Genomic DNA, 23,492 nt, shown 5'->3' with positions numbered 1-23,492 from the left:
ATCATACCCCACTGCGCGAAATTGCTCCGCGTCGGCGGTCAGCGCGCCTTGAGCTGGCGATCAATGGCATCCATCAGTTGCCCGCCGATATCGGTGTTGTAGGCCGCGTCGATCTCGCGGATGCAGGTGGGGCTGGTGACGTTGATCTCGGTGAGGTAGTCGCCGATCACGTCCAGGCCGACGAACAGCAGGCCTTTTTCACGCAGGGTCGGGCCGACTTGGGCGGCGATCCAGCGGTCGCGCTCGGTCAACGGGCGGGCCTCGCCACGCCCCCCGGCGGCCAGGTTGCCACGGGTTTCGCCGCTGGCCGGGATGCGTGCCAGGCAGTAGTCGACCGGCTCGCCGTCGATCATCAGGATGCGCTTGTCGCCGTCGACGATCTGCGGCAGGTACTCCTGGGCCATGATTTGCTGGGTGCCGTGCTGGGTCAGGGTCTCGAGGATCACCGACAGGTTCGGGTCGTCCTTGCGGTGGCGGAACACCGAGGCGCCGCCCATGCCGTCCAGCGGCTTGAGGATCACGTCGCCGCGGCTGTTGGCGAACTCGCGCAGGATGTCCACGCGGCGGCTGACCAGGGTCGGCGCCATGCACTGCGGGAACTGGGTGGCGAACAGCTTCTCGTTGCAGTCGCGCAGGCTCTGCGGCCGGTTGACCACCAGCACGCCCTCGCGCTCGGCCTGCTCCAGCAGGTAGGTGCTGTAGACGAATTCCATGTCGAAGGGCGGGTCCTTGCGCATCAGGATCACGTCCAGGTCGGCCAGGGCGCTGTCCTGCTCTTCGCCCAGCTCGAACCAGCGGGCCGGATCGGCGAACACCTTCAATGGGCGCATTTGCGCGCGGGCCTGGCCTGCACCCAGGTAGAGGTCGCGCTGCTCCATGTAGAACAGGGTCCAGCCACGGGCCTGGGCCGCCAGCAGCATGGCCAGCGAGCTGTCCTTCTTGTAGGAGATGGACGCGATGGGGTCCATGACAATCCCGAGGCGAACGCTCATGGGTAATTCCTCATTGGCGGCGATTGCCGCGATGGTTCGATGAAAAGTGGCTCAGGGTGGCGCCGGGAACGCCGATGGTCAAGGGGGCGGCGGATGGAATGCCCCTGCGGACTGTGCTAAAAATGCCAGGCATAGTGCTTGATGCCGTTCACAGGAGCCAAGCATGATGTCGCTTGGGACTGCTGCGCAGTCCATCGCGGGGCAAGCCCGCTCCCACAGGGTCTGTGCCGGGCTCGGGGCTCTGTTGTCGCAGGGCCGTGTAGGAGCGGGCTTGCCCCGCGATGGGGCGCGAAGCGGCCCCGGATGTCAGCCAGAGCCGCGATGGTAGCCCAACTTATGGAACAACCCCTGAAGGTGATGGTGATCGACGATTCCCGCACGATCCGCCGCACCGCCCAGATGTTGCTCGGCGAAGCAGGCTGCGAGGTGATCACCGCCAGCGACGGCTTCGATGCCCTGGCCAAGATCGTCGATCACAAGCCCCGGATCATCTTCGTCGATGTGCTGATGCCGCGCCTGGACGGCTACCAGACCTGCGCCGTGATCAAGCAGAACAGCGCCTTCAAGGACACCCCGGTCATCCTGCTGTCCTCGCGCGACGGCCTGTTCGACAAGGCCCGTGGCCGGGTGGTCGGCTCCGACCAGTTCCTGACCAAACCGTTCAGCAAGGAAGAACTGCTCGATGCGATCAGGGCCCATGTGCCCGGGTTCGCCGCGCAGGCCCAACACGCACCCTGACCCCGCCCGCCATGGCGGTGTCTTCTTTCCTTCATGGGGAAACAGCATGGCCCGAGTTTTGATCGTCGACGACTCGCCGACAGAGATGTACAAGCTGACCGCCTGGCTGGAGAAGCATGGCCACCAGGTGCTCAAGGCCGACAACGGCGCCGATGGCGTGGCCCTGGCCCGCCAGGAAAAGCCCGACGCGGTGTTGATGGACATCGTCATGCCCGGCATGAACGGTTTCCAGGCCACCCGGCAGTTGAGCAAGGACCCCGAGACCCGCGCCATTCCGGTGATCGTGGTGACCACCAAGGACCAGGAAACCGACCGGGTCTGGGCCACGCGCCAGGGCGCGCGGGACTTCCTGACCAAGCCGGTGGAGGAAGCGGCGCTGATCGACAAGCTCAAAGAGGTCATCGGGGCTTGACCACCCGTCCGCAGGGCGCGTCGCTGACCGCCTTCGAACTGCTGCTGGACATCGACCGGCGCTGCCGTCTGCTGGTGGCCGACCAACCGCCCCAGGACACCCGCCAGCAACAGTGGAGCGGTATCGGCTTTCGTATTGCCCAGCAGTGGTTCGTGGCGCCCATGGGCGAGGTCGCCGAAGTGTTGCACGAGCCGCGCAGCAGCCGGGTGCCTGGTGTCCAGCCCTGGGTTTGCGGAGTGGCCAACCTGCGTGGCCGGCTGTTGCCGGTCATGGACCTGAGCGCGTTCTTCGGCCTTGGCCCGGCATTGGCGGGCAAGCAGCGGCGGGTGCTGGTGCTGGACCATGAAGCGCTGTTCGCAGGCCTGTTGGTGGATGAAGTCCTGGGGCTGCAGCACTTCGCCCTGAGCAGCCTGGAGTTGTCCCCGCCGCAGCCGTTGTTGCGCGCTGCCGCGCCCTTCGTCCAGGGCCATTTCCCCCGTGAACGCAACTGGGCGATCTTCAGCCCGTTCGCCCTGGCCCAGGCGCCGGGCTTTCTCGACGTGGCGCTGTAGAGGACCCATCGACCGTGAACAAACCCGCCACACCCGTTGCCCCGGCTGTCGTGAGCCCGCGTCGGCGCAGCATCGCGCAGATCACCGTGCTGTTCCTGCTGCTGATCCTGTCGATCATCCTGCTGTTCGCCAACTTCGCCTACCTCAACACCCAGGCCAACTACGACAAGCAGTACATCGGCCATGCCGGCGAGTTGCGCGTGCTTTCCCAGCGCATCGCCAAGAACGCCACCGAGGCGGCGGCCGGCAAGGCGTTGGCCTTCAAGTTGCTGTCCGATGCGCGCAACGACTTCGAGCGGCGCTGGCGCTACCTGCGCGAGGGTGATCAGGCCACTGGGCTGCCGCCGGCGCCCATGGCCGTGCGCGACGAAATGGACGCCGTGCGCCAGGACTGGGAAAACCTGCGCAAGAACACCGACACCATCCTTGCCAGCGAGCAGACCGTGCTGTCGCTGCACCAGGTGGCAGCGACCCTGGCCGAGACCGTGCCGCAGTTGCAGGTCGAGTATGAAAAGGTCGTGGAGATCCTCCTGCAGAGCGGTGCGCCGGCCAGCCAGGTGGCTGTGGCCCAGCGCCAGCTGTTGCTGGCCGAGCGCATCCTCGGCTCGGTCAACACGGTGCTGGCGGGCGACGACAGCTCGGCCCAGGCGGCGGATGCCTTCGGGCGCGATGCCAGCCGTTTCGGCCAGGTGCTCGAGGGCATGCTCGGCGGCAACCCAGCGATCCAGGTGACCAAGGTCGAGGACGCCGACGCCCGCGCGCGACTGGCCGAAATCGCCGAGCTGTTCCAGTTCGTCGCAGGCTCCGTGGATGAAATCCTCGAGACCTCGCCGGAGCTGCTGCGCGTGCGCGAGGCGGCCGGCAACATCTTCAGCCTGTCGCAGACCCTGCTCGACGAAGCCTCGCACCTGGCCAACGGTTTCGAGAACCTGGCCAGTGGTCGCACCCTGGCCACCATCGGCGGCTACCTGCTGGGGCTGGTGGCCCTGGCCTCGATCATCCTCATCGGCCTGGTGATGGTACGCGCCACCCACCGCCAGCTGCGCGAGACCGCCGAGAAGAACGAACGCAACCAGCAAGCGATCATGCGCCTGCTCGACGAGATCGAAGAGCTGGCTGACGGCGACCTGACCGTCACCGTGTCGGTCACCGAGGACTTCACCGGGGCCATCGCCGACTCGATCAACTATTCGGTCGACCAGTTGCGCGACCTGGTGGCGACCATCAACCACAGTGCCGAGCAGGTCGCGGCGGCCGTGCAGGACACCCAGAACACCGCTCGCCAGTTGGCCAAGGCCTCCGAGCACCAGGCCGAGCAGATCAGCGAGGCGTCCCTGGCGGTAGGTGACATGGTCGAATCGATCGACCGGGTGTCGGCCCACGCCTACGAGTCGGCGAAGGTAGCCGAGCGCTCGGTGGCCATCGCCAACAAGGGCAACGAGGTGGTGCACAACACCATCCACGGCATGGACAACATCCGTGAGCAGATCCAGGACACCGCCAAGCGGATCAAGCGCCTGGGCGAGTCCTCCCAGGAGATCGGCGACATCGTCAGCCTGATCGACGACATCGCCGACCAGACCAACATCCTCGCCCTCAATGCGGCGATCCAGGCCTCCCTCGCCGGCGAGGCCGGGCGTGGTTTCGCCGTGGTCGCCGACGAGGTGCAGCGCCTGGCCGAGCGTTCGTCGTCGGCCACCCGGCAGATCGAGGCGCTGGTACGCACCATCCAGGCCGATACCAACGAGGCGGTGATCTCCATGGAGCAGACCACCGCCGAGGTGGTGCGCGGCGCGCGCCTGGCCCAGGACGCCGGCGTCGCCCTGGCCGAGATCGAGGGCGTGTCGCAGACGCTGGCCGACCTTATCCACAGCATTTCCGACGCTGCCCAGTTGCAGACTTCCTCGGCCGGGCAGATCTCCCACACTATGGCGGTGATCCAGCAGATCACCGCGCAGACCTCCGCCGGCTCCGGCGCCACCGCCGACAGCATCCGCCACCTGGCGCGCATGGCCAGCGAGATGCGCCGCTCGGTCTCCGGCTTCACCCTGCCGGCCCCCGCCGAACCACGTTGAGGAGCGAGCCATGGTGCCCACGACCGTGAGCCCCGAGCGCCACGACACCGTTGCCCTGGCCTGGGCCAAGGCAGCCATCCTCGACTGCCTGGGTCAGGCCCGCCAGGCCCTGGAGCGTTTCGCCAGCGAGCCGGAAGACCCGGCAATGCTGGCCTTCTTCATCGACAATCTGCACCAGGTGCACGGCTGCCTGCGCATGCTCGAGCTGCGCGGTGCGACTCACCTGGCCGAGGAACTGGAGCTGCTCGGCCGGGCCATGGCCGATGGCCAGGTCAGCCCCCGGGGCGATTGCCTCGGCGCGCTGTTCCGGGGGCTCGAGCAGTTGCCTCCGTACCTGGAGCGCCTGCGCGGGGCACGTCACGACCTGCCGTTGGTGGTGGTGCCGTTGCTGAACCAGTTGCGCGGGTGCCGAGGCGTCGAGCCGTTGCCGCAGGGCAGCCTGGTCGGCCAGGCTGCGCAGCGTCTGGCCGGGGCTGCCGACCTGGCTGACCTGGACCTGTCCCTGGGCAATTGGCGCGAACAGTTGCAGGCAGGGCAAGGCCGCGATGCGTTGCGTTCGGTGGTGATGGCGCTGTGCGACGACCTGGTACGGATCAAGGAGCGGCTGGACCTGTTCGTGCGTGGCGATCGCCAGCAGCGCGAGCAGTTGGAGGCCCTGCTGGCGCCGCTGCGCCAGGTCGCCGATACCTTGGCGGTACTGGCCTTCCAGCAACCGCGCCGGGTGATCATCGACCAGGTACTGGCCTTGCAGGCCCTGGCCCAGGGCGAGCGAGCCGTGGACGATGCGGTGTTGATGGATATCGCCGGCGCCTTGCTGTACGTGGAGGCGACCCTCAACGGCATGGTCGGGCCCTTGGATGAAAGCGGCCAGGGCAACCTGCCGGGCGCCGACGTGATCGAGATCCGCCAGTTGGTGTTGAACGAGGCGCTGGCGGTGTTGCAGCAGGCCAAGGACCTGATCGGCGATTGCCTGGAGTCCGGCTGGCCACGCGAGCGCCTGCAGCCGCTGCCAGGCCTGTTGCACCAGGTGCGCGGTGCCTTGTCCATGCTCATGCTGCCGGAGGTGGCCGAGGTGTTCGGTGGTTGCGCCGGTTACGTGCAGGGCTGGCTTGCCCACTTGGAACAGGAACCGCCCGCCGAGGAGCTTGCGCACCTGGCCGAAGCGCTGAGTGCCGGCGAAATGTATCTGCAATGGCGCGCAGCCGACCCCCTGGCCGACGCCCAGCCATTCCTCGACATGGCCCGTGCCAGCCTGGCGGCGATCGGCGTGGTATGCCAGCAGCCCCAGGCCTGCCTCGAGCCCGAGGCGATCGATGACGAGCTGCGCGACGTTTTCCTCGAGGAAGCCGGCGAGCTGCTGCCGGAGATCGAACGCCACTGGTTGCGCTGGCGTGCCGACAACACCTTGCGCGATGCGCTGGTGGAGGTACGCCGGGCGCTGCATACCCTCAAGGGCAGCGGGCGAATGGTGCATGCCGAGGCCCTGGCGGAGCTGGCCTGGGGCGCCGAGCACCTGCTCAACCGCGTATTGGAGGGGCGCATCACCCTGGCGGCGGAGAGTGTGGTGGCCTTGCAACAGGTGCTGGTGCGTTTGCCGGACCTGCTGGCCGATTTCGCGGTGGGTCACCTGACGCCGCTGGCCGAGGCCGAGGCCTTGTCCAGCCATCTGCATCAGTTGGCCATCCACAATCCACCGGTGGCGGCGGCCCACGGGCTGGACCCTCAATTGCTGGAAATCTTCCGCAACGAGGCCCAGGGCCACCTGGGCAGCCTGGAAACCTTCCTGCGCGGTGCGGACGGCGAGGGCTCGCCCGTCAGCGACAGCCTGCAGCGCGCCCTGCATACCCTCAAGGGCAGCGCCGCCATGGCGGGTGTCATGCCGATTGCCGAGCTGGCCACGGCGTTCGACCGTCTGGTTCGGGAATACAAAGGGCACGGGCTGGCGTTGCAAGTCGCCGAGCTCGAATGGCTGGAGGCAGCCCGGGCTTTGTTCCACCTGGGCCTCGCCCAGCTCGACAGCACGCCCTTGGCGCCCATCCCGGACGCCGCGGCGCTGATCGAGCAGGTCGGCCAGGCGGTGGATGCGCGCCTGGCATTTCTTGAGCAGAACCCGCCCCCGGCCCAACGCTCCGGGCGCGACCCGCAGCGTATCGCGGCCTTCCTGGCGCAGGGCATGGACATCCTGCTCGATGCCGAATCGCTGCTGTCGCGCTGGCAGGAGCACCCGGGCGAGCGCCAGGAGCTGGAAACCCTGCTCGATGACCTGACGGCCCTCGGGCAGGCGGCCCACCTGGCCGAGCTGTGGCAGGTGGATGAAGTCTGTGAAGCGCTGCTCGACCTGTACGGCGCCGTGGAGGAGGGCAGCCTGGCCGCCAATGGGCGCTTCTTCGGCCTGGCCCAGCAGGCCCACGAGGCCTTGCTCGACATGTTCGACGAGATCGCCGCCGGGCAGCAGGTCGAGGCACGCCTGGAGTGCGTGGCGGCCCTGCGTGGCCTGTTGGACGATGCCCTGGCGCCTGACGCGATGGGCAAGGTCGGCCTCGACACGGTGACGCCTTTGCCCTTCCCGGCCGCGCCGGTTGCCGAGCCTGGGGCAGGCGAGGCCCAGAGCCCGGGCGACAGCGAACTGCGTGAAGTCTTCCTGGAAGAAAGCTCGGATATCGTCGAAAGCGCCGCCGCCGCCTTGGCCCGCTGGCAGGCCGACCCGCGCAACAGCATTGAGGTCGAGAACCTGCTGCGCGACTTGCACACCCTCAAGGGTGGGGCGCGGATGGTCGAGGTCGCGGCGATCGGCGACCTGGCCCACGAGTTGGAATTCCTCTACGAACTGCTCGCCGCTGGCCGCCTGCCGCCGAGCCCGGCATTGTTCGCCCTGCTGCAGAATTGCCATGACCGCCTCGCCCACATGCTCGACGCGGTGCGCCTTGGCCAACCGCTGCACGCCGCTACGGCGCTGATCGACTATATCCGCAACTTCAGCAGCGCGGCGCTGACCGACAGCGCCGCAGGCCAGGCACAGGCCGAGGTGCCTGCCGCCGAAGCACCGGCGGTCACCCCGGAGCGGGCCGCAGGCGACATGGTCAAGGTGGATGCCGAGCTGCTGGACGACCTGGGCAACCTGGCCAGCGAGCATTCGATCATCCGGGGCCGCATCGAGCAGCAAGTCAACGATGCCCAGTTCGCCCTCAACGAAATGGAAACCACCCTGGAGCGCATGCGCGACCAGTTGCTGCGCCTGGATATCGAGACCCAGGGGCGGATGTCCAGCCGTTACCAGGCCGAAGGCGATGCCTATGACGACTTCGACCCCCTGGAAATGGACCGCCATTCCCAGTTGCAGCAGTTATCGCGGGCGCTGTTCGAATCGGCCTCCGACCTGCTCGACCTCAAGGAAACCCTGGCCCAGCGTGCCCAGGATGCCTACAGCCTGCTGCAGCAGCAGGCGCGGGTGAACAGCCAGTTGCAGGAGGGGCTGACGGCCACCTTGATGGTGCCTTTCGAGCGCCTGGTGCCGCGCCTGCAGCGTGTGGTGCGGCAGGTGGCCAGCGAGCTGGGCAAACAGGTGGAACTGGTGGTCGGCAATGCCGAGGGCGAGCTGGACCGCAGCGTGCTCGAACGCATGGTGGCGCCGCTCGAGCACATGCTGCGCAACGCGGTCGACCATGGCCTGGAAACCCGGGAGGTGCGCCTGGCTGCCGGCAAGCCGGAGCAGGGCACCATTCACCTGAACCTGCTCCACGAGGGCGCCGACATCGTCATCGAAATGAGCGACGACGGTGCCGGCGTGCCCCTGGAGGCGGTCCGTAACAAGGCGATCAAGCGCGGCTTGCTGGACCCGCAGGCGTACTTGAGCGACCACGAGATCCTGCAGTTCATCCTGCGCCCCGGGTTTTCCACCGCTGAGAAGATCACCCAGATTTCCGGCCGCGGGCTTGGCATGGACGTGGTCCATGAAGAGGTCAAGCAGCTGGGCGGCTCCATGAGCATCGAGTCGAGCCCGGGCAAGGGCGCACGTTTCCTGATTCGCCTGCCGTTCACCGTCTCCATGAACCGGGCGCTGATGGTGCACCTGGACGATGAACAATACGCGATACCGCTCAACACCATCGAGGGCATCGTGCGCGTGCCGCCCGCGGAGCTCGAGGCCTGTTACCAGTTGAGTGCGCCGCGCTATGTCTATGCCGGGCACGAATACCACCTGCGTTACCTTGGCGAAGTGCTGCAAGGGGGCAGGCCCCGCCCCAGCCTGCTGGGCCAGAGCGTGCCGCTGCCGGTGTTGCTGGTGCACTCCCAGGAGCAATCCTTCGCCATCCAGGTAGACAGCCTGTCGCCCAGCCGTGAGATCGTGGTCAAGAGCCTGGGGCCGCAGTTCGCGGCGGTGCCGGGGCTGTCCGGCGCGACCTTGCTGGGCGATGGCCGGGTGGTGCTGATCCTCGACCTGCTCGGCCAGTTGCGTGGCCAGCAGCGACGCCTGGCGCGCCTGCCGGGTGGCTATGGCGGCCAGCGGCCGTTGCTCGGGCCGGCGCCACGCCGGCGTCTGCTGGTGATGGTGGTGGACGACTCGGTGACCGTGCGCAAGGTCACCAGCCGCCTGCTCGAGCGCCATGGCATGAACGTGCTCACGGCCAAGGACGGGGTGGATGCCATGACCCTGCTCGAGGAACATCGCCCGGACGTGCTGCTGCTGGATATCGAAATGCCGCGCATGGACGGTTTCGAGGTGGCCACCCGTATCCGGCGCGACGCGCGGCTCAAGGACCTGCCGATCATCATGATCACTTCGCGTACAGGCCAGAAACACCGCGACCGGGCGATGGCCATCGGTGTCAACGACTACCTGGGCAAGCCGTACCAGGAGTCGGTATTGCTCGCGAGCATTGCCCACTGGAGCCAGACCCATGCTTGAACATATCGCCGGCCAGCGCAGCAGCCTGACCGGCCTGCTGCTGCCCATGAGCGACCGGACCCTGGTGCTGCCCAATGTCGCCGTGGCCGAACTGATCGGCCAGCGCGCGTTCACCTGCGAGGCCCATGACCCGGCCTGGCACCTGGGCTGGATCGACTGGCGCCAGCAGCGGCTGCCGCTGATCGGCTTCGAGGCGGCCTGTGGTGGCGAAACCCTTTGCGGTGATCGGGCCCGTGTCGTGGTGCTCAACGCCCTGGGCGATACCGGGCTGCGCTACCTGGCGCTGCTGCTGCAGGACATCCCACGCTCGTGCAAGCTCGACAGCCAGCTCAATTACGTGGACGTGCCGCTGGCCAGCCTGGAACTGGCCGCGGTGCAGGTGGGCGAACAGGTGGCTAGGGTGCCGGACCTGGCGGGGTTGGAGCGGATGGTGCGTGACGCCGATCTGCAACCTGTCGCCGGGTAGTATGCGGGTTGGGGCCGCTGCGCAGAGAACAGGTGGCTAGCGCCGCCCCTGTGGGAGCGGGCTTGTCCCGCGATGAGGGCAGCGGCGATGCGGAACCTGGCACGCTTCAGGAGGTCTGTGTCTGCATGTACTACGGTGAACGTTTTAATGCCTGGACGCACCTGGTCGGTGCCGTGCTGGCCTGTATCGGCGCCATCTGGCTGATCGTCGTGGCCGGGTTGCAGGGCGACCCCTGGAAGATCGTCAGCTTCTCCATCTATGGCAGCACCTTGCTGCTGCTCTACAGCATCTCCACCCTCTACCACAGCACCCGCGGCCGGGCGAAGGTGATCATGCGCAAGCTCGATCACTTGTCGATCTACCTGCTGATCGCCGGCAGCTATACCCCGTTCTGCCTGGTCAGCCTGCGTGGCCCCTGGGGCTGGAGCCTGTTCGGCGTGGTCTGGGGGCTGGCGGTGGTCGGCATGCTCCAGGAGATCAAGCCGCGCTCGGAGGCGCGGATCCTGTCGATCATCATCTATGCGGTGATGGGCTGGATCGTCCTGGTGGCAGTCAAGCCCCTGCTGCACAGCCTGGGCGGTGCCGGGTTCGCCTGGCTGGCGGCGGGCGGGGCGTTCTACACCATCGGCATCCTGTTCTTCGCCTTCGACAGCCGCTTCCGCCATTGGCATGGCATCTGGCACCTGTTCGTCATCGCCGGCAGCCTGATGCACTTCGTCGCGGTGTTCTTCTACGTGCGCTAGTGTGGTGTTTTGCAAATACGACCAATAACTCGCGAGCGATTTTTGCGCTCAGGCAAGGCGTCGCGACGAGTCGTAGCCCAGCTACGGCGAGGAGCGACAACGCCGCATGTGCGCAAAAAGCGCCGCGAGTTATGGTCGTTATTTGTGAAACACCACACTAGATGTCACCCCACAGCTGCTGCGCCACCGCCAGCGCGACCACCGGCGCGGTCTCGGTGCGCAGCACTCGCGGGCCCAGGCGTGCCGAGTGGAAGCCGGCCGCCTTGGCCTGCTCCACCTCGGCATCGCTCAGGCCGCCTTCCGGGCCGATCAGGAAGGCCAGGCGCACCGGGCGTTCGTGGCGGGTCAAGGGCTCTGCGACCGGGTGCAGTACCAGCTTGAGGTCAGCGTCGGTTTCCTTCAACCAGTCGGCAAGCGTCACTGGCGGGTGGATCACCGGCACGGTCGAGCGGCCGCATTGCTCGCAGGCGCTGATCGCCACCTGGCGCCAGTGGGCCAGGCGCTTGTCGGCGCGTTCATCTTTGAGGCGCACTTCGCAGCGTTCGCTGACGATCGGCGTGATGGCGCTGACGCCCAGCTCGGTGGCCTTCTGGATCGCCCAATCCATTCGCTCGCCCCGCGACAGGCCTTGGCCAAGGTGCACCTGCAGCGGCGATTCGGCCTGGCCGGGGAGGGTCTCGTCGAGCGCTACGCGCACGGCTTTCTTGCCGACCTCCAGCAACTGGCCACGGAATTCCTGGCCGCTGCCGTCGAACAATTGCACGGCATCGCCAGGGGCCATGCGCAGCACGCGGCCGATGTAATGGGCCTGGGCTTCGGGCAACTCGTGTTCGCCGAGGCTCAGGGGGGCGTCGATGAAGAAGCGGGACAGTCTCATGGGGGGCTCGTCAAAAAAGGGCTACGCACACTGTGTAGGAGCGGCCTTGTGCCGCGAAAGGGGCGCGTAGCGGCCCCAGGTTTCCATATTTTGCCGGGCCGCGTTGCGGCCCTTTCGCGGCACAAGGCCGCTCCTACAGGGACGCGCAGGCTAGCCTGGATCACGGAAGTCGGGGTGGAAATTCGCCGGCACCGCCACGCTGACGCTGTCGCGGGTGGCGATGTCGATACCTTCGCTGGCCACCTCGGCCAGAAAATCGATCTGCTCCGGGGTGATCACGTACGGCGGCAGGAAATACACCACGCTACCCAGTGGCCGAAGCAGCGCGCCACGGGTCAGGGCATGCTCGAAGACCTTCAGGCCGCGGCGCTCCTGCCAGGGGTAGGCGACCTTGCCGGCCTTGTCCTGGACCATTTCGATGGCCAGGGCCATGCCGGTCTGGCGGATCTCGGCGACATGGGCATGCTCGGCCAGGTGCGCGGTGGCGCTGGCCATGCGCGCTGACAGCGCCTTATTGGCCTCGATCACATTGTCTTGCTCGAAAATATCCAGGGTCGCCAGCGCCGCGGCACAGGCCAGCGGGTTGCCGGTATAGCTGTGCGAATGGAGGAAGGCGCGCAGGGTCGGGTAGTCGTCGTAGAAGGCCTGGTACACATCGTCGGTGGTCAGGCAGGCGGCCAGGGGCAGGTAGCCGCCGGTCAGGGCCTTGGACAGGCACAGGAAATCCGGGCGGATACCAGCCTGTTCGCAGGCGAACATCGTGCCGGTACGGCCGAAGCCTACGGCGATCTCGTCATGGATCAGGTGCACGCCGTAGCGGTCGCACGCCTGGCGCAGCAGCTTGAGGTACACCGGGTGGTACATGCGCATGCCGCCGGCCCCCTGGATCAGCGGCTCGACGATCACCGCGGCGATGCTGGCGTGGTGCTCGGCCAGGGTCTGTTCCATCAGCGCGAACAGGTTGCGCGAATGCTCTTCCCAGCCCATGCCGTCGGGGCGCAGGTAGCAGTCCGGGCTCGGCACTTTGATGGTGTCGAGCAGCAGCGCCTTGTAGGTTTCGGTGAACAGCGGCACGTCGCCCACCGACATGGCGGCGATGGTCTCGCCGTGGTAGCTGTTGGTCAGGGTGACGAAGCGCTTCTTGTCCACCTGGCCCTGGTTCTGCCAGTAGTGGTAGCTCATCTTCAGCGCCACTTCGATGCAGGACGAGCCGTTGTCGGCGTAGAACACCCGGTCCAGGCCAGCCGGCGTCATGGCGACGAGGCGCTCGGACAGCTCGATGACCGGCTGGTGGCTGAAACCGGCCAGGATGACGTGCTCGAGCTGGTCGACCTGGTCCTTGATGCGCTGGTTGATGCGCGGGTTGGCATGGCCGAACACATTGACCCACCAGGAGCTGACGGCATCCAGGTAGCGCTTGCCTTCGAAGTCTTCCAGCCACACGCCTTCACCACGGCGGATAGGGATCAGCGGCAGCTGCTCGTGGTCTTTCATCTGGGTGCAGGGGTGCCACAGGACTTTCAGGTCGCGTTGCATCCACTGTTGGTTGAGGCCCATGGGCAGATCTCCTGGCGGGGCGTGCTTTGGCCGACAAGCCTAAGCAATGGGGCCGCGCAGGACAACCGACGCGCAGCATGCGGCGGTGCCGAAAACTGAATTTCCTGTGCCGACGGGCACTTGATGTCACTACGCTGGCAGGGTCTGGATACCTGACGTATTCTTAACGCATCTCGTCCCGGGGCGTTCTTCCCCTCTTTTTGTCACCTTTATTTCCGGAGTTCGCCAAAATGGCTGCTGCTTGGGTACGCCTGTGTGCGTTGGTATTGATTGGTGTGTCCAGCGCCGGTGCGCTGGCCAAGGACAAGAGCCCCACGGCGATCGTCGTTGGCGGTGGGCTGGCGGGCCTGACCGCGGCCTACGAACTGCAGAACAAGGGCTGGCAGGTGACGGTGCTGGAAGCGAAGACCGGTATGGGCGGGCGCTCGGGCCTGGCCACCAGCGAATGGATCGGCAACGGCAAGAGCCAGCCGGTGCTCAACCAGTACCTGGACCGCTTCAAGCTCGAAACACTGCCTGCGCCGGAATTCGTACGTACCCCCGGCTACCTGATCGATGGCGAGTACTACAGCGCCAATGACCTGGCGACCAAGCAGCCGGCCACCGCGGACGCGCTCAAACGCTACGAGAAGACCCTCGACGACCTGGCCCGTTCGATCGACGACCCGTTGAACCCGGCGGCCACCAGCACCTTGTTCGCCCTCGACCAGATGAACGTCTCCACCTGGCTCGACAAGCTGCAGTTGCCGGCCACCGCCCGGCAACTGGTCAACCAGCAGATCCGGACCCGTTACGACGAACCGTCGCGCCTGTCGTTGCTCTACTTCGCCCAGCAGACGCGCGTCTACCGTGGGGTCAGCGACCGCGACCTGCGTGCCGCGCGCTTGCCAGGCGGCAGCCCGGTGCTGGCCCAGGCCTTCGTCAAGCAACTCAAGACCATCAAGACCCGTTCGCCGGTGACCGCGATCATCCAGGACAAGACCGGCGTGACGGTCAAGGTCGGCAGCGTTGCCTACCAGGCCGATTACCTGGTGATGGCCGTGCCGCTGCGGGCGCTGGCGAAGATCCAGATGACCCCAGGCCTGGACGGCAAGCACCTGGCTGCCCTCAAGGGTACCAACTACGGCTGGCGTGACCAGCTGATGCTCAAGTTCAAGAAGCCGGTATGGGAAAGCCGCGCACGCATGTCGGGCGAGATCTTCAGCAATGCAGGCCTTGGCATGCTGTGGATCGAACCGGCGCTCAAGGGCGGCGCCAATGTGGTGATCAACCTGTCGGGCGACAACGCCCGTCTGCTGCAGGCCTTTGGTGACAAGCAAATGGTCGACCAGGTGCTGATCCGCATGCATGCCTTCTACCCACAGGCTCGTGGCGCCTTCACCGGATATGAAGTGCGTCGCTACAGCACCGACGCCGGAATGGGTGGTGCCTACCTGGCTTACGGTCCAGGCCAGATCAGCAAGTACTGGCGTTTGTGGGAGCGCCCGGTGCAACGCATCGCCTTTGCCGGCGAGCACACCGATGCGCTCTACCCCGGCACGCTGGAGGGGGCGCTGCGCAGTGGCCAGCGTGCCGCGAGCCAGGTGCAGGACCTGGCGGACGGCAAGTCGTTCGAGCCGGCCAAGGTCGCGCCAGTCGCCGCAACCCCGAGTACTGCCGGTGCCAAGGACAAGGGCGGGTTCTTCGCCAACCTGTTCGGTGGGGCGTCCGGCAAGGCCGACAAGGCGAAGGCCGAACCTGTGAAACAGGAGCCGACCAAGGAAGACAAGCCGGGCTTCTTCTCGCGGATGTTCGGTGGTGCCGATAAGGGCGATGTGCCTGCCAAGGCCGAGCCTGAGGCGGCGGCGGAACCCAAGGCCAAGGCTGGCTGAGTTTCGTTGTAGCCAGTGCTGGCCTTAGTGTGACGATCCCGCTTCCACCCCTGTGGGAGCGGGCTTGCCCAGGGATTGGGTCGGCACTGGCAACAGATTCCTGACCGGCTATCGTTAATGTTTCCTTAATGGGAAGGTTACACAATACACATCTAATTTTTCGATCATCCGAAGCAAGTTTTTCCGCTTTTATTCGATACGTTACGCGCTAGTCTGTGCACCAGCTTTCACGGGGAAACACACCAACATGCAACTGCGCAATTCGTCCTCTCGTTATGGCCTGGTCAGCATCGTCATGCACTGGGGCGTGGCCCTGGCAGTCTTCGGGCTGTTCGGCCTGGGCTTGTGGATGGTCGGCCTCGACTACTACAGCCCGTGGCGCAAATCCGCGCCCGACCTGCATAAAAGCATCGGCCTGGTGTTGCTGGGGGTGATGTTGTTGCGTGTGATTTGGCGCTTCGTCAGCCCGCCACCGCCGGCGCCGGCCAGCCACGGGGCATTCACCCGCCTGGCCGCCAAGCTGGGGCATGCGCTGCTCTACCTTGGCCTGTTCGGCGTGATGATCGCAGGTTACCTGATCTCCACCGCCGACGGCGTGGGCATCCCGGTATTCGGTTTGTTCGAGGTTCCGGCGCTTGTCAGCGATCTGCCCGACCAGGCTGACGTCGCCGGGGTCATCCACCTCTACCTGGCCTGGGGGCTGGTGATTTTCGCCATCCTGCATGCCTTGGCAGCACTGAAACACCATTTCATCGACCGTGACGCGACCCTGGCCCGCATGCTGGGCCGCAAAGCTTGACTCTCTACCTCAATTGCATAGGAAGGAAGTAAGGATGTTCAAAAAGACTTTTGCCGCTCTGGCGCTCGGTACCGCACTGCTCTCCGCTGGCCAGGCCATGGCCGCCGAGTACAAGATCGACAAGGAAGGCCAGCACGCGTTCGTCGACTGGAAGATCAGCCACCTGGGCTATAGCTTCATCCACGGCACCTTCAAGGACTTCGACGGTAACTTCACTTGGGACAGCGCCAAGCCGGAAGACAGCAAGATCAATGTCGAGCTGAAGACCGCGAGCCTGTGGTCGAACCACGCCGAGCGTGACAAGCACATCGCCAGCGCCGACTTCCTGGACGTGAAGAAGTATCCAGAAGCCAAGTTCGTCTCCACCAGCGTGAAGAAGACCGGCGACAAGACTGCCGATGTGACCGGCGACCTGACCATGCACGGCGTGACCAAGCCAGTCACCTTCAAGGCTACCTTCAACGGTGAAGGCAAGGACCCATGGGGCGGCGAGCGTGCAGGCTTCAATGCCACCACCACGCTGAACCTGAACGACTTCGGTATCAAGGGCCCAGGTGCCACTTCCCAGACCCTGGACCTGGATATCAGTGTCGAAGGTGTGAAGCAGAAGTAATTCGAGCGGTTTGAAAGCAAGGGCTGCTGCGCAGCCCTTTCGCGGCACAAGGCCGCTTCTACAGGACTCACACAGGGCCTGTAGAAGGGGCCTTTCGCCGCGAAGGGCCGCGTAGTGGCCCCTATGCTTATGTGTATGGAACTTGATGAATCAGCCCCGCAGGTGCTGCTGGCAGTCGCAAGGCATGTAACGCGTGCCAGGTGGCATCACCCTCCTTGATGACCCCCCAGTCGGCAAAGAAATCCGCCAGGTTGCAGTTGGCCACCTTGCATAGCGAGGTGGTGAAGTTGACAAGGTCATTACCGTTGATCGGGTTCTCCCTGGCGAAGCGGTCCCAGGTGGGCAGGTAATGGTCGCCGAATCCTTTTCTGAGCTGTTCGAAGATAGCGTGCGTATCCGGAGATTCCGGATAGTGCTTTTGGTCGCGCGGCTTGGCCAACCATGCCTTCAGGCTTGGCCACCGTTTGGGGAACTCTTCGCTGTAATTGTTCGAATGGACGCGCCCGACTGCAAGGGCATAGATGTTCACCGAGTTTTCGTCGAACAACGGCGCCAATGTGTTCGTCCGGTTCTGAAAATGATGGCCGTACTCATGCAGAGTGACCCAAAGCTTATGTGCACGCCCGCCCAATAATGCATCCATGTATTCGCTGCCTTGGGTGCGACTGTGGGGCAGGCCAATGTAGCCCGTGGTGGCATAGGGCGAACTACTGGATACGCTTTCTACGGCATGAATCCATAAATTGCTTCGCGTATGCCTCGGTGAAGACCCGTCCAGACCGGCGGCAATCGCTTCGATTTTCAAGACTTCTTCATGGGACCTGACAATCTCTCCAACATCGGGGTGCGCGAATAACCGGTAGGTATCGGCGTAGGCGGATATGACCACTCGGTCGCCGACGAGCTGGACTTCTGTTTGGCGATCGCTTTTATCGAGCATGCGATGCCAGTCGTTCGGCGGAGTCTGCCCAAGGATGAAATAAGGAATGGGCTGGAAGGCGCCGTCGAGAATAACGCGGCAGCCGGACTTACCCGTATTGCGAATATGGATCACGCCGCCGACAAGGTCGGGCTGCAGCCGGTTGTCACCGCGTTGTAAGCGAACCTCGCGCATGTTTGGAGTTTGTATCGCGCGGTTCGATTGCTCAGCCAGCCCTTGTACGCCTATCAGGACTGTCACATCTTCATCGTCCCCTTCAAGCCATAGGGAGGCGCTTTTACCGGCAGGCAATTTATAGCCGGTGGGTTGATAGTCGGCCCACTGTAGACTCCATTGGTAAAACGCTTGGTCGTTGGCTTTGGCCGCCGTGGGGCCTATGTAGATGGACCGCGGATGGACAAAGCTATCCGTCGCTGTGACGGGATGGGAGAGCCCCGAACTGTTGACGCGCACGTGTACGGTATCAGCGGTCAGCAGGTAGCTGTCTGGCAAGTCGGGATTATGAAAGCGTCCATCGGCTTTTACGTCGGCAATCCCTTTCCAAGTACCATTGGAGAAGGCTTCGATCACACCTTGGGTTACGGATGTGCTTCCTCGGACATCATTCTTTGCACCCCGCCTGAGCGAAAGGCTAGTAATGACCGGTGTTGCGGTAGTTATGCCGGTCGAGGACTCGGTTTTATTGAACTTTGGAGACGGTGTAAAAGTATTCATGTTGAGCCACTTATTACGCTATGGCTCTTCAGTGTTCAGGTGGGCAATAGTTTGAAAAACTGGCTGAACTAACAGTTTTGCGCAACATACGTGCAGACCACCAAAATCCATGGCGTTATTGGATGCGTACTACTGGAGGCGGTAAGAATACTGAGGCGCGTCGGTAACTAAACTTTCGCGTGGCTTGATTCGGCAACTGCCGGTATTGCGCCTTTCGCTGAGCTGGCAGCGAAAGGCGCAACATACCCGGTTGTCAGCCCTTGCGAGTCAGCAGCGCGGGACGCTCACCGCGTGGGCGGCTTGGCAGGTCATCCAGCTGCTCGGGCGTCGGGTAACGGTCGAGCTTGGACTCCTTGCGGATGATCACCGGCTGGTGGGTTTCGCGTGGATTGCGCACGGCCGGTTCTTGGCGGGAGAAGTCGTCACGGCCGGCGGAGCGGTTGCGGCCACCGCCGTTGTTGTCACGGCGTGCGCCACCGTTGTTGCTGTTGCGGGCACGTTTCTCGCCGGAGCCTTGGCCCTGGCGCTGACCGCCGTTGCCACGACCCTGGCCGCCGCCATTGCGCTGGCCTTGGCCCTGGGCCTGCCCCTGGCCGCCATTGCCGCCTGGGCGGCGGTTGCGGCCTTGGTTCTTGGTGTTCTGGTACGGGCTGACATAGTCGGCGCGGTTGCCGAAATTGTCGATCTCGTCGTCCAGGAACTCTTCCGGGTCACGATCGGCCGGAACCGGCGGGATGCCGGCCTGGCCCTGGGAGGCCTGCTGCTGGCGCGGCTTCTTGTTGCGCGGTTTGCGCTGCTGCTGTGCCTTGTCGCCGGCCTTTTCCTTGTCGGCAGGTTTTTCGGCGGCCTGCTGCTTGGCCTTGCCTTTGTCCTTGCCCTTGTCCTTGCGACCGCCGCTGCCGTCCTTGCTGCCTTCGGCGCGCTGCTGGTTGCGACCGCCACGGCCATTGTTCTGCGGGCGCTCGCGCACTTCCGGTTTTTCGGCTTCCACCTGGCTTGGGTCGAAGCCCATCAGGTCACCGTCCGGGATCTTCTGCTTGGTGACCCGCTCGATGCTCTTGAGCAGTTTCTCTTCATCCGGCGCGACCATCGAGATCGCCTCGCCCGAGCGGCCGGCACGACCGGTACGGCCGATACGGTGGACGTAGTCTTCCTCCACGTTCGGCAACTCGAAGTTGACCACGTGAGGCAGTTGGTCGATATCCAGGCCGCGGGCGGCGATGTCGGTGGCCACCAGCACGCGTACGGTGTTGGCCTTGAAGTCGGCCAAGGCCTTGGTGCGGGCATTCTGGCTCTTGTTGCCGTGGATCGCGGCGGCGCTCAGGCCATGTTTTTCCAGGTACTCGGCCAGGCGATTGGCGCCGTGCTTGGTGCGGGTGAACACCAGCACCTGCTCCCAGGCGCCCAGGGTGATCAGGTGCGCCAGCAGGGCGCGCTTGTGGCTGGCCGGCAAGCGGTAGACGCGCTGCTCGATCCGCTCGACCGTGGTATTCGGCGGCGTGACCTCGATGCGCTCGGGGTTGTGCAGCAGCTTGTCGGCGAGGTCGGTGATGTCCTTGGAGAAGGTTGCCGAGAACAGCAGGTTCTGGCGCTTGGCCGGCAGGCGTGCAAGGACCTTCTTGACGTCGTGGATGAAGCCCATGTCGAGCATGCGGTCGGCTTCGTCGAGGACCAGGATCTCGACATGGGAGAGGTCCACGCTGCCTTGGCCGGCCAGGTCGAGCAAGCGACCGGGGCAGGCCACCAGCACATCGACGCCCTTGGCCATGGCCTGGACCTGTGGGTTCATGCCGACGCCACCGAAGATACAGGCACTGACCAGGTGCAGGTCGCGGGCATAGACCTTGAAGCTGTCATGCACCTGCGCGGCCAGCTCGCGGGTGGGCGTGAGCACCAGTACGCGGGGTTGGCGCGGGCCGTGGCGCTGGGACTTGTCTGGGTGGCCGCCCGGGAACAGGCGCTCGAGAATCGGCAGGGCGAAGCCGCCGGTTTTACCAGTACCGGTCTGGGCGGCGACCATCAGGTCGCGGCCTTGCAACACGGCGGGAATCGCCCGCTGTTGCACTGGAGTGGGCTGGGTATAGCCCGCTGCCTCGATAGCGCGGACAAGAGCCTCGGAGAGACCGAGGGAAGCAAAGGACATGGGCAATCCTGTTCTCGTGGGGGCTGGGCCCGATGGGATGATCTGCCTGGCGCGACGGGCATCGGCGGGATGCGATCGCGTCCGGTCCAGCTGGGCGTTCACTGCGCATCCTGGAAGCGTCGGGGAAGCACTGGGGGTGCGTGGCCGACGGTCGAGATGCCTGTTGCGAGGCCGAGCGTCCGGGCGTGAGCCGGGCGGGAAGGCCCGAGTATAACAGAGCTAGCGCGCCGTGCTGCGTTCGTGCTGCTCAACGGCGTCAGGAATATTTCCCGGGTCGCTTTCATAGCGAGCATTGATCGCCGCATAGGCCGGCTCCTGCTTGAAGCGGCGCAGCTCGTCGGCGAAGGCCGTGGCCAGGCGTTCGCGCCCTGGTTTGCGGGCAAGGCCCAGGTACTGAGCATGGCGGCTGATCACCAGAGGCAGCTCCTCGACCTGTTGTTCCAGGCCCAGTTGCCTGCGCAGGTAGCGGCCCGCGCGGCGGTCGGTCACCAGCAGGTCGATGCGCCCAAGCATCAGCTTGCCGAAGTTCGCCTCGTGGGTCGGGGCCGATTCGCGCTGGAACAGCGGTGACGTATTGAAGGCCGGGTTGTACGTATAGCCCGGCGAGGTCCCCACGGTCAGGCCTGCGAGGTCTTCCAGGCGTTTTACTGCGCGGTGCTGGGCGGCGGCCTGGAACAGCACGAACTGCACCTCTGAAAGAGGCTCGTCCGGGTAGGTCATAAATGGCTCGCGCGAATCGAGCTGGAAGATGTCCAGCACCCCATCGGCCAGGCCTTGCTCGACCATGGCCAAGCAGCGCTTCCAGGGCATCAGTTGCCAGTCGACATCGATACCAAGGCGCTTGAGCACTTCGTTGGCGACCTCGTAGTCGATACCCTTGAGGTGACCGTCGTGCCAGTAGATGTACGGGGCCCAGTCGTCACTGACCAGGCGCAAACGCTCTGCCTGGGCCAGCGGGCTCAGGCAGGCGAGCAGCAGGATGCAGGTCAGGCGCAGGAAGTTGGGCATGGCGGCAGGGTACGTGCAATGCGCGACCAATGCCAGCAGCCGTTGCGGTCAGGCTCCCGAAGGCCGAAGCAGGTGGGCTTCCACTTCCTTGTGCCTGCCGCCGAGCGACAGGCGCAGGCCAGGCTGGCGCAGCAGCAGCCCCAGCTGTTCGGTGTCCTTGCGGCCATGCATGCCCTGGAAGTTTTCCAGCGCCTTGTCCCACCAGGCGGGGGCGCAGGCCCGGTCGAATTCGTTGTCGTAGGGGTAGCAGCCATAGAGCAGTTCACGGGCGAACTGGCGCTGGTGGCTGGGCAGCGTCAGGCTCAGGGCCTTGCAGCGCAGGCGGTGCAAGGTAGGTGGGCGCGGCAGGCGGTCGTTGACCAGCGCGACATCGGCCAACGCCGCCTCGCTGAGCGGATTTTGGCCATGCTTGCGTAGCCAGGCCTGGACCTTGGCACGGAACAGGTCCTTGCGGCTCCAGTAGTGATGGATGACATCGGTGCACGCAGCCACAGCCAGCGTACGGTGTGCGGCCACGGCCAGGCAGAACTCCTCGAGGGTGTAGGCGCTGGGCACATGAGGGTGGAACTCGTCCATCAAGGCGATGGACTGGTCGAGAACCGAGGCATCGATGGCATGCAGGCCGATGACCCCGGAATTGAGCAGGCTCATCCGCCCATCCGCCAGGCCACGATCCTGAAGGATGCCCTGCAGCTTGCTGTACAGCTGGCATTGCCGGTTGGCGTCGTAGCGCCCGCCGATGGCATTGCACAGTAGGCTGCCGGGGGCGATCCGCTGGAACAGCTGCAAAGGCGACTCGCGAAAGAAGGTATCGGTGTCGATCAAGGCGGCCACGGGATATTGCTGCAAGACCTGGCGCAACAGCACGTGCTTGCTGCGAAAGTGATAGCCATGGGGTTGGCTCCAGGCCGTCCGGGTGGCTTCATCCAGCAGGTGCAGCGTGACGGGCAGCTTCGCGTAAGGGGCCGGGTCGTCGGTATAGACCTGGATATCCAGTGCCTGGCCGGGTGCCTTGCGTAACTGGGCGAGGGCACTGACGATGCTGAAACAGGCTTCCTGGTGATAGGTAGCGCGACCAAATGCCAGGTAGATGAGTTGCGGATTCGAAGCGGAGGGCGGCTGCATCGTTCGGTAACTTATCGGGCTGCAGAAAGAAATAAGGCTTTAGCCTAATGCCAAAGCCTTAACTCTTCCTTAAGCACTTATTGCCGAAATGTGTCAGCGCGGTAGCTTGAGGTTGTTCCAGATCGCCAGGCTGGGCTCGGCCTGGTTCAGGGTGTAGAAATGCAGGCCCGGTGCGCCGCCTTGCAGCAGTTGTTCGCACATGCGGGTGATCACCTCCTCGCCGAACGCTTGGATGCTCGCAGTGTCGTCGCCGTAGGCTTCCAGCTGCTTGCGGATCCAGCGTGGAATCTCGGCGCCGCAGGCGTCGGAGAAGCGCGCCAGCTTGCTGTAGTTGGTGATCGGCATGATGCCGGGCACCACCGGGATATCCACACCCATCTTCCGGGCGCGCTCGACGAAATAGAAGTAGCTGTCGGCGTTGAAGAAGTACTGGGTGATGGCGCTGTCGGCACCGGCCTTGACCTTGTGCACGAAGTTGGCCAGGTCGCTTTCGAAGTTGCGCGCCTGCGGGTGCATTTCCGGGTAGGCGGCCACTTCCAGGTGGAAGTGATCACCGCTTTCCTGGCGAATGAATTCGACCAGGTCGCTGGCGTAGCGCAGCTCGCCATAGGCCATGCCCATGCCGGACGGCAGGTCACCACGCAGGGCGACGATACGCTTGATACCGGCGGCCTTGTACTGGTTGATCAGGGTGCGCAGCTCATCCTTGCTATCGCCGACGCAGGACAGGTGCGGCGCGGCCGGGATCTTCACCTCGCTTTCCAGCTGCAGCACCGTGTTGAGGGTGCGGTCGCGGGTCGAACCGCCGGCGCCGTAGGTGCAGGAGAAGAAGTCCGGGTTGTAGCCAGCCAGCTGGCGGGCCACGGCCATCAGCTTTTCATGGCCGGCGTCGGTCTTGGTGGGGAAGAATTCGAAACTGTAGCGGCGTTCTTGTGACATCTCTTATTCCTCAGCTGCAAGCG

Annotated in this window: 18 protein-coding genes; 10 read left to right on the top strand and 8 right to left on the bottom strand. The window is 64.8% G+C overall.

Annotated features, from left to right (window positions below):
* Positions 1 to 38: 38 nt before the first annotated feature.
* Positions 39 to 992: a glutathione synthase gene (gshB, locus tag K8374_RS21810; protein ID WP_084854014.1), complete on the bottom strand. Its 954-nt coding sequence runs from the start codon at positions 990 to 992 to the stop codon at positions 39 to 41.
* Positions 993 to 1,328: 336 nt separating this feature from the next.
* On the opposite strand from gshB, the gene K8374_RS21805 reads away from it, so the two are divergent.
* From K8374_RS21805 to trhA, 7 genes are all read left to right on the top strand, one after another.
* Positions 1,329 to 1,730, top strand: coding sequence for a PleD family two-component system response regulator (locus K8374_RS21805; RefSeq protein WP_084854016.1), 402 nt, complete (start codon positions 1,329 to 1,331; stop codon positions 1,728 to 1,730).
* 46 nt (positions 1,731 to 1,776) lie between these two features.
* A complete protein-coding gene (gene pilH / locus K8374_RS21800; RefSeq protein WP_084854018.1) occupies positions 1,777 to 2,142 on the top strand; it encodes a twitching motility response regulator PilH in 366 nt (121 codons plus the stop codon).
* On the top strand, positions 2,139 to 2,693 hold the full coding sequence (locus tag K8374_RS21795; RefSeq protein WP_224457166.1) for a chemotaxis protein CheW: 555 nt from the start codon (positions 2,139 to 2,141) through the stop codon (positions 2,691 to 2,693). The genes pilH and K8374_RS21795 overlap by 4 nt, the downstream gene beginning before the upstream one ends.
* Before the next feature lie 50 nt (positions 2,694 to 2,743).
* Positions 2,744 to 4,768, top strand: a complete 2,025-nt coding sequence (locus K8374_RS21790) for a methyl-accepting chemotaxis protein (protein ID WP_224459379.1) — start codon at positions 2,744 to 2,746, stop codon at positions 4,766 to 4,768.
* A gap of 10 nt (positions 4,769 to 4,778) precedes the next feature.
* Positions 4,779 to 9,674: an Hpt domain-containing protein gene (locus K8374_RS21785; protein WP_224457165.1), complete on the top strand. Its 4,896-nt coding sequence runs from the start codon at positions 4,779 to 4,781 to the stop codon at positions 9,672 to 9,674.
* Positions 9,667 to 10,140 carry a chemotaxis protein CheW gene (locus K8374_RS21780; protein ID WP_224457164.1) on the top strand — a complete coding sequence of 158 codons (474 nt, stop codon included), beginning with the start codon at positions 9,667 to 9,669 and terminating at the stop codon, positions 10,138 to 10,140. Before K8374_RS21785 ends, K8374_RS21780 begins: the two co-directional genes overlap by 8 nt.
* Positions 10,141 to 10,265: 125 nt before the next feature.
* The gene (gene trhA, locus K8374_RS21775; protein WP_224457163.1) at positions 10,266 to 10,883 is read left to right on the top strand and encodes a PAQR family membrane homeostasis protein TrhA; all 618 of its coding nucleotides are present in this window, start codon (positions 10,266 to 10,268) and stop codon (positions 10,881 to 10,883) included.
* A 157-nt stretch (positions 10,884 to 11,040) separates the two neighbouring features.
* On the opposite strand, the gene K8374_RS21770 is transcribed toward trhA, so the two are convergent.
* Positions 11,041 to 11,760, bottom strand: coding sequence for a 16S rRNA (uracil(1498)-N(3))-methyltransferase (locus tag K8374_RS21770; protein ID WP_224457162.1), 720 nt, complete (start codon positions 11,758 to 11,760; stop codon positions 11,041 to 11,043).
* A gap of 150 nt (positions 11,761 to 11,910) precedes the next feature.
* The gene (locus K8374_RS21765; RefSeq protein ID WP_224457161.1) at positions 11,911 to 13,317 is read right to left on the bottom strand and encodes an adenosylmethionine--8-amino-7-oxononanoate transaminase; all 1,407 of its coding nucleotides are present in this window, start codon (positions 13,315 to 13,317) and stop codon (positions 11,911 to 11,913) included.
* Positions 13,318 to 13,547: 230 nt separating this feature from the next.
* Between K8374_RS21765 and K8374_RS21760 the strand changes: the two genes are divergently transcribed.
* From K8374_RS21760 to K8374_RS21750, 3 genes are all read left to right on the top strand, one after another.
* Positions 13,548 to 15,188: a flavin monoamine oxidase family protein gene (locus K8374_RS21760; protein WP_224457160.1), complete on the top strand. Its 1,641-nt coding sequence runs from the start codon at positions 13,548 to 13,550 to the stop codon at positions 15,186 to 15,188.
* 247 nt (positions 15,189 to 15,435) lie between these two features.
* On the top strand, positions 15,436 to 15,987 hold the full coding sequence (locus tag K8374_RS21755; RefSeq protein WP_084854029.1) for a cytochrome b: 552 nt from the start codon (positions 15,436 to 15,438) through the stop codon (positions 15,985 to 15,987).
* Positions 15,988 to 16,021: 34 nt separating this feature from the next.
* Positions 16,022 to 16,600: a YceI family protein gene (locus K8374_RS21750; RefSeq protein WP_224457159.1), complete on the top strand. Its 579-nt coding sequence runs from the start codon at positions 16,022 to 16,024 to the stop codon at positions 16,598 to 16,600.
* A gap of 127 nt (positions 16,601 to 16,727) precedes the next feature.
* Here K8374_RS21750 and K8374_RS21745 read toward each other — a convergent pair whose 3' ends face one another.
* The 5 genes from K8374_RS21745 to metF form a co-directional block, all read right to left on the bottom strand.
* Positions 16,728 to 18,254, bottom strand: a complete 1,527-nt coding sequence (locus K8374_RS21745) for a M60 family metallopeptidase (protein ID WP_224457158.1) — start codon at positions 18,252 to 18,254, stop codon at positions 16,728 to 16,730.
* A gap of 253 nt (positions 18,255 to 18,507) precedes the next feature.
* Positions 18,508 to 20,397 (bottom strand): DEAD/DEAH box helicase, encoded by a 1,890-nt coding sequence (locus tag K8374_RS21740; RefSeq protein ID WP_224457157.1) that lies wholly within the window; start codon positions 20,395 to 20,397, stop codon positions 18,508 to 18,510.
* A gap of 219 nt (positions 20,398 to 20,616) precedes the next feature.
* On the bottom strand, positions 20,617 to 21,405 hold the full coding sequence (locus tag K8374_RS21735; RefSeq protein WP_224457156.1) for a substrate-binding periplasmic protein: 789 nt from the start codon (positions 21,403 to 21,405) through the stop codon (positions 20,617 to 20,619).
* 48 nt (positions 21,406 to 21,453) lie between these two features.
* A complete protein-coding gene (locus K8374_RS21730) occupies positions 21,454 to 22,530 on the bottom strand; it encodes a hypothetical protein (RefSeq protein WP_224457155.1) in 1,077 nt (358 codons plus the stop codon).
* Between the two features lie 93 nt (positions 22,531 to 22,623).
* A complete protein-coding gene (gene metF / locus K8374_RS21725) occupies positions 22,624 to 23,469 on the bottom strand; it encodes a methylenetetrahydrofolate reductase [NAD(P)H] (RefSeq protein ID WP_196145954.1) in 846 nt (281 codons plus the stop codon).
* Between the last annotated feature and the right edge of the window lie 23 nt (positions 23,470 to 23,492).

Origin of the sequence: Pseudomonas sp. p1(2021b) (assembly GCF_020151015.1) — a bacterium.
GTDB lineage: Bacteria > Pseudomonadota > Gammaproteobacteria > Pseudomonadales > Pseudomonadaceae > Aquipseudomonas > Aquipseudomonas putida_K.
Note: the sequence above shows the minus strand (reverse complement) of the source record. Positions and strands in the feature narration are given on the sequence as shown.

Coding starts and splice junctions, on each gene's coding strand:
- K8374_RS21730 (WP_224457155.1), bottom strand. CDS start 22,530: ATGCAGCCGCCCTCCGCTTCGAATCCGCAACTCATCTACCTGGCATTT.
- trhA (WP_224457163.1), top strand. CDS start 10,266: ATGTACTACGGTGAACGTTTTAATGCCTGGACGCACCTGGTCGGTGCC.
- K8374_RS21735 (WP_224457156.1), bottom strand. CDS start 21,405: ATGCCCAACTTCCTGCGCCTGACCTGCATCCTGCTGCTCGCCTGCCTG.
- K8374_RS21805 (WP_084854016.1), top strand. CDS start 1,329: ATGGAACAACCCCTGAAGGTGATGGTGATCGACGATTCCCGCACGATC.
- K8374_RS21770 (WP_224457162.1), bottom strand. CDS start 11,760: ATGAGACTGTCCCGCTTCTTCATCGACGCCCCCCTGAGCCTCGGCGAA.
- K8374_RS21765 (WP_224457161.1), bottom strand. CDS start 13,317: ATGGGCCTCAACCAACAGTGGATGCAACGCGACCTGAAAGTCCTGTGG.
- K8374_RS21740 (WP_224457157.1), bottom strand. CDS start 20,397: ATGTCCTTTGCTTCCCTCGGTCTCTCCGAGGCTCTTGTCCGCGCTATC.
- K8374_RS21785 (WP_224457165.1), top strand. CDS start 4,779: ATGGTGCCCACGACCGTGAGCCCCGAGCGCCACGACACCGTTGCCCTG.
- K8374_RS21750 (WP_224457159.1), top strand. CDS start 16,022: ATGTTCAAAAAGACTTTTGCCGCTCTGGCGCTCGGTACCGCACTGCTC.
- metF (WP_196145954.1), bottom strand. CDS start 23,469: ATGTCACAAGAACGCCGCTACAGTTTCGAATTCTTCCCCACCAAGACC.
- pilH (WP_084854018.1), top strand. CDS start 1,777: ATGGCCCGAGTTTTGATCGTCGACGACTCGCCGACAGAGATGTACAAG.
- gshB (WP_084854014.1), bottom strand. CDS start 992: ATGAGCGTTCGCCTCGGGATTGTCATGGACCCCATCGCGTCCATCTCC.
- K8374_RS21745 (WP_224457158.1), bottom strand. CDS start 18,254: ATGAATACTTTTACACCGTCTCCAAAGTTCAATAAAACCGAGTCCTCG.
- K8374_RS21755 (WP_084854029.1), top strand. CDS start 15,436: ATGCAACTGCGCAATTCGTCCTCTCGTTATGGCCTGGTCAGCATCGTC.
- K8374_RS21780 (WP_224457164.1), top strand. CDS start 9,667: ATGCTTGAACATATCGCCGGCCAGCGCAGCAGCCTGACCGGCCTGCTG.
- K8374_RS21760 (WP_224457160.1), top strand. CDS start 13,548: ATGGCTGCTGCTTGGGTACGCCTGTGTGCGTTGGTATTGATTGGTGTG.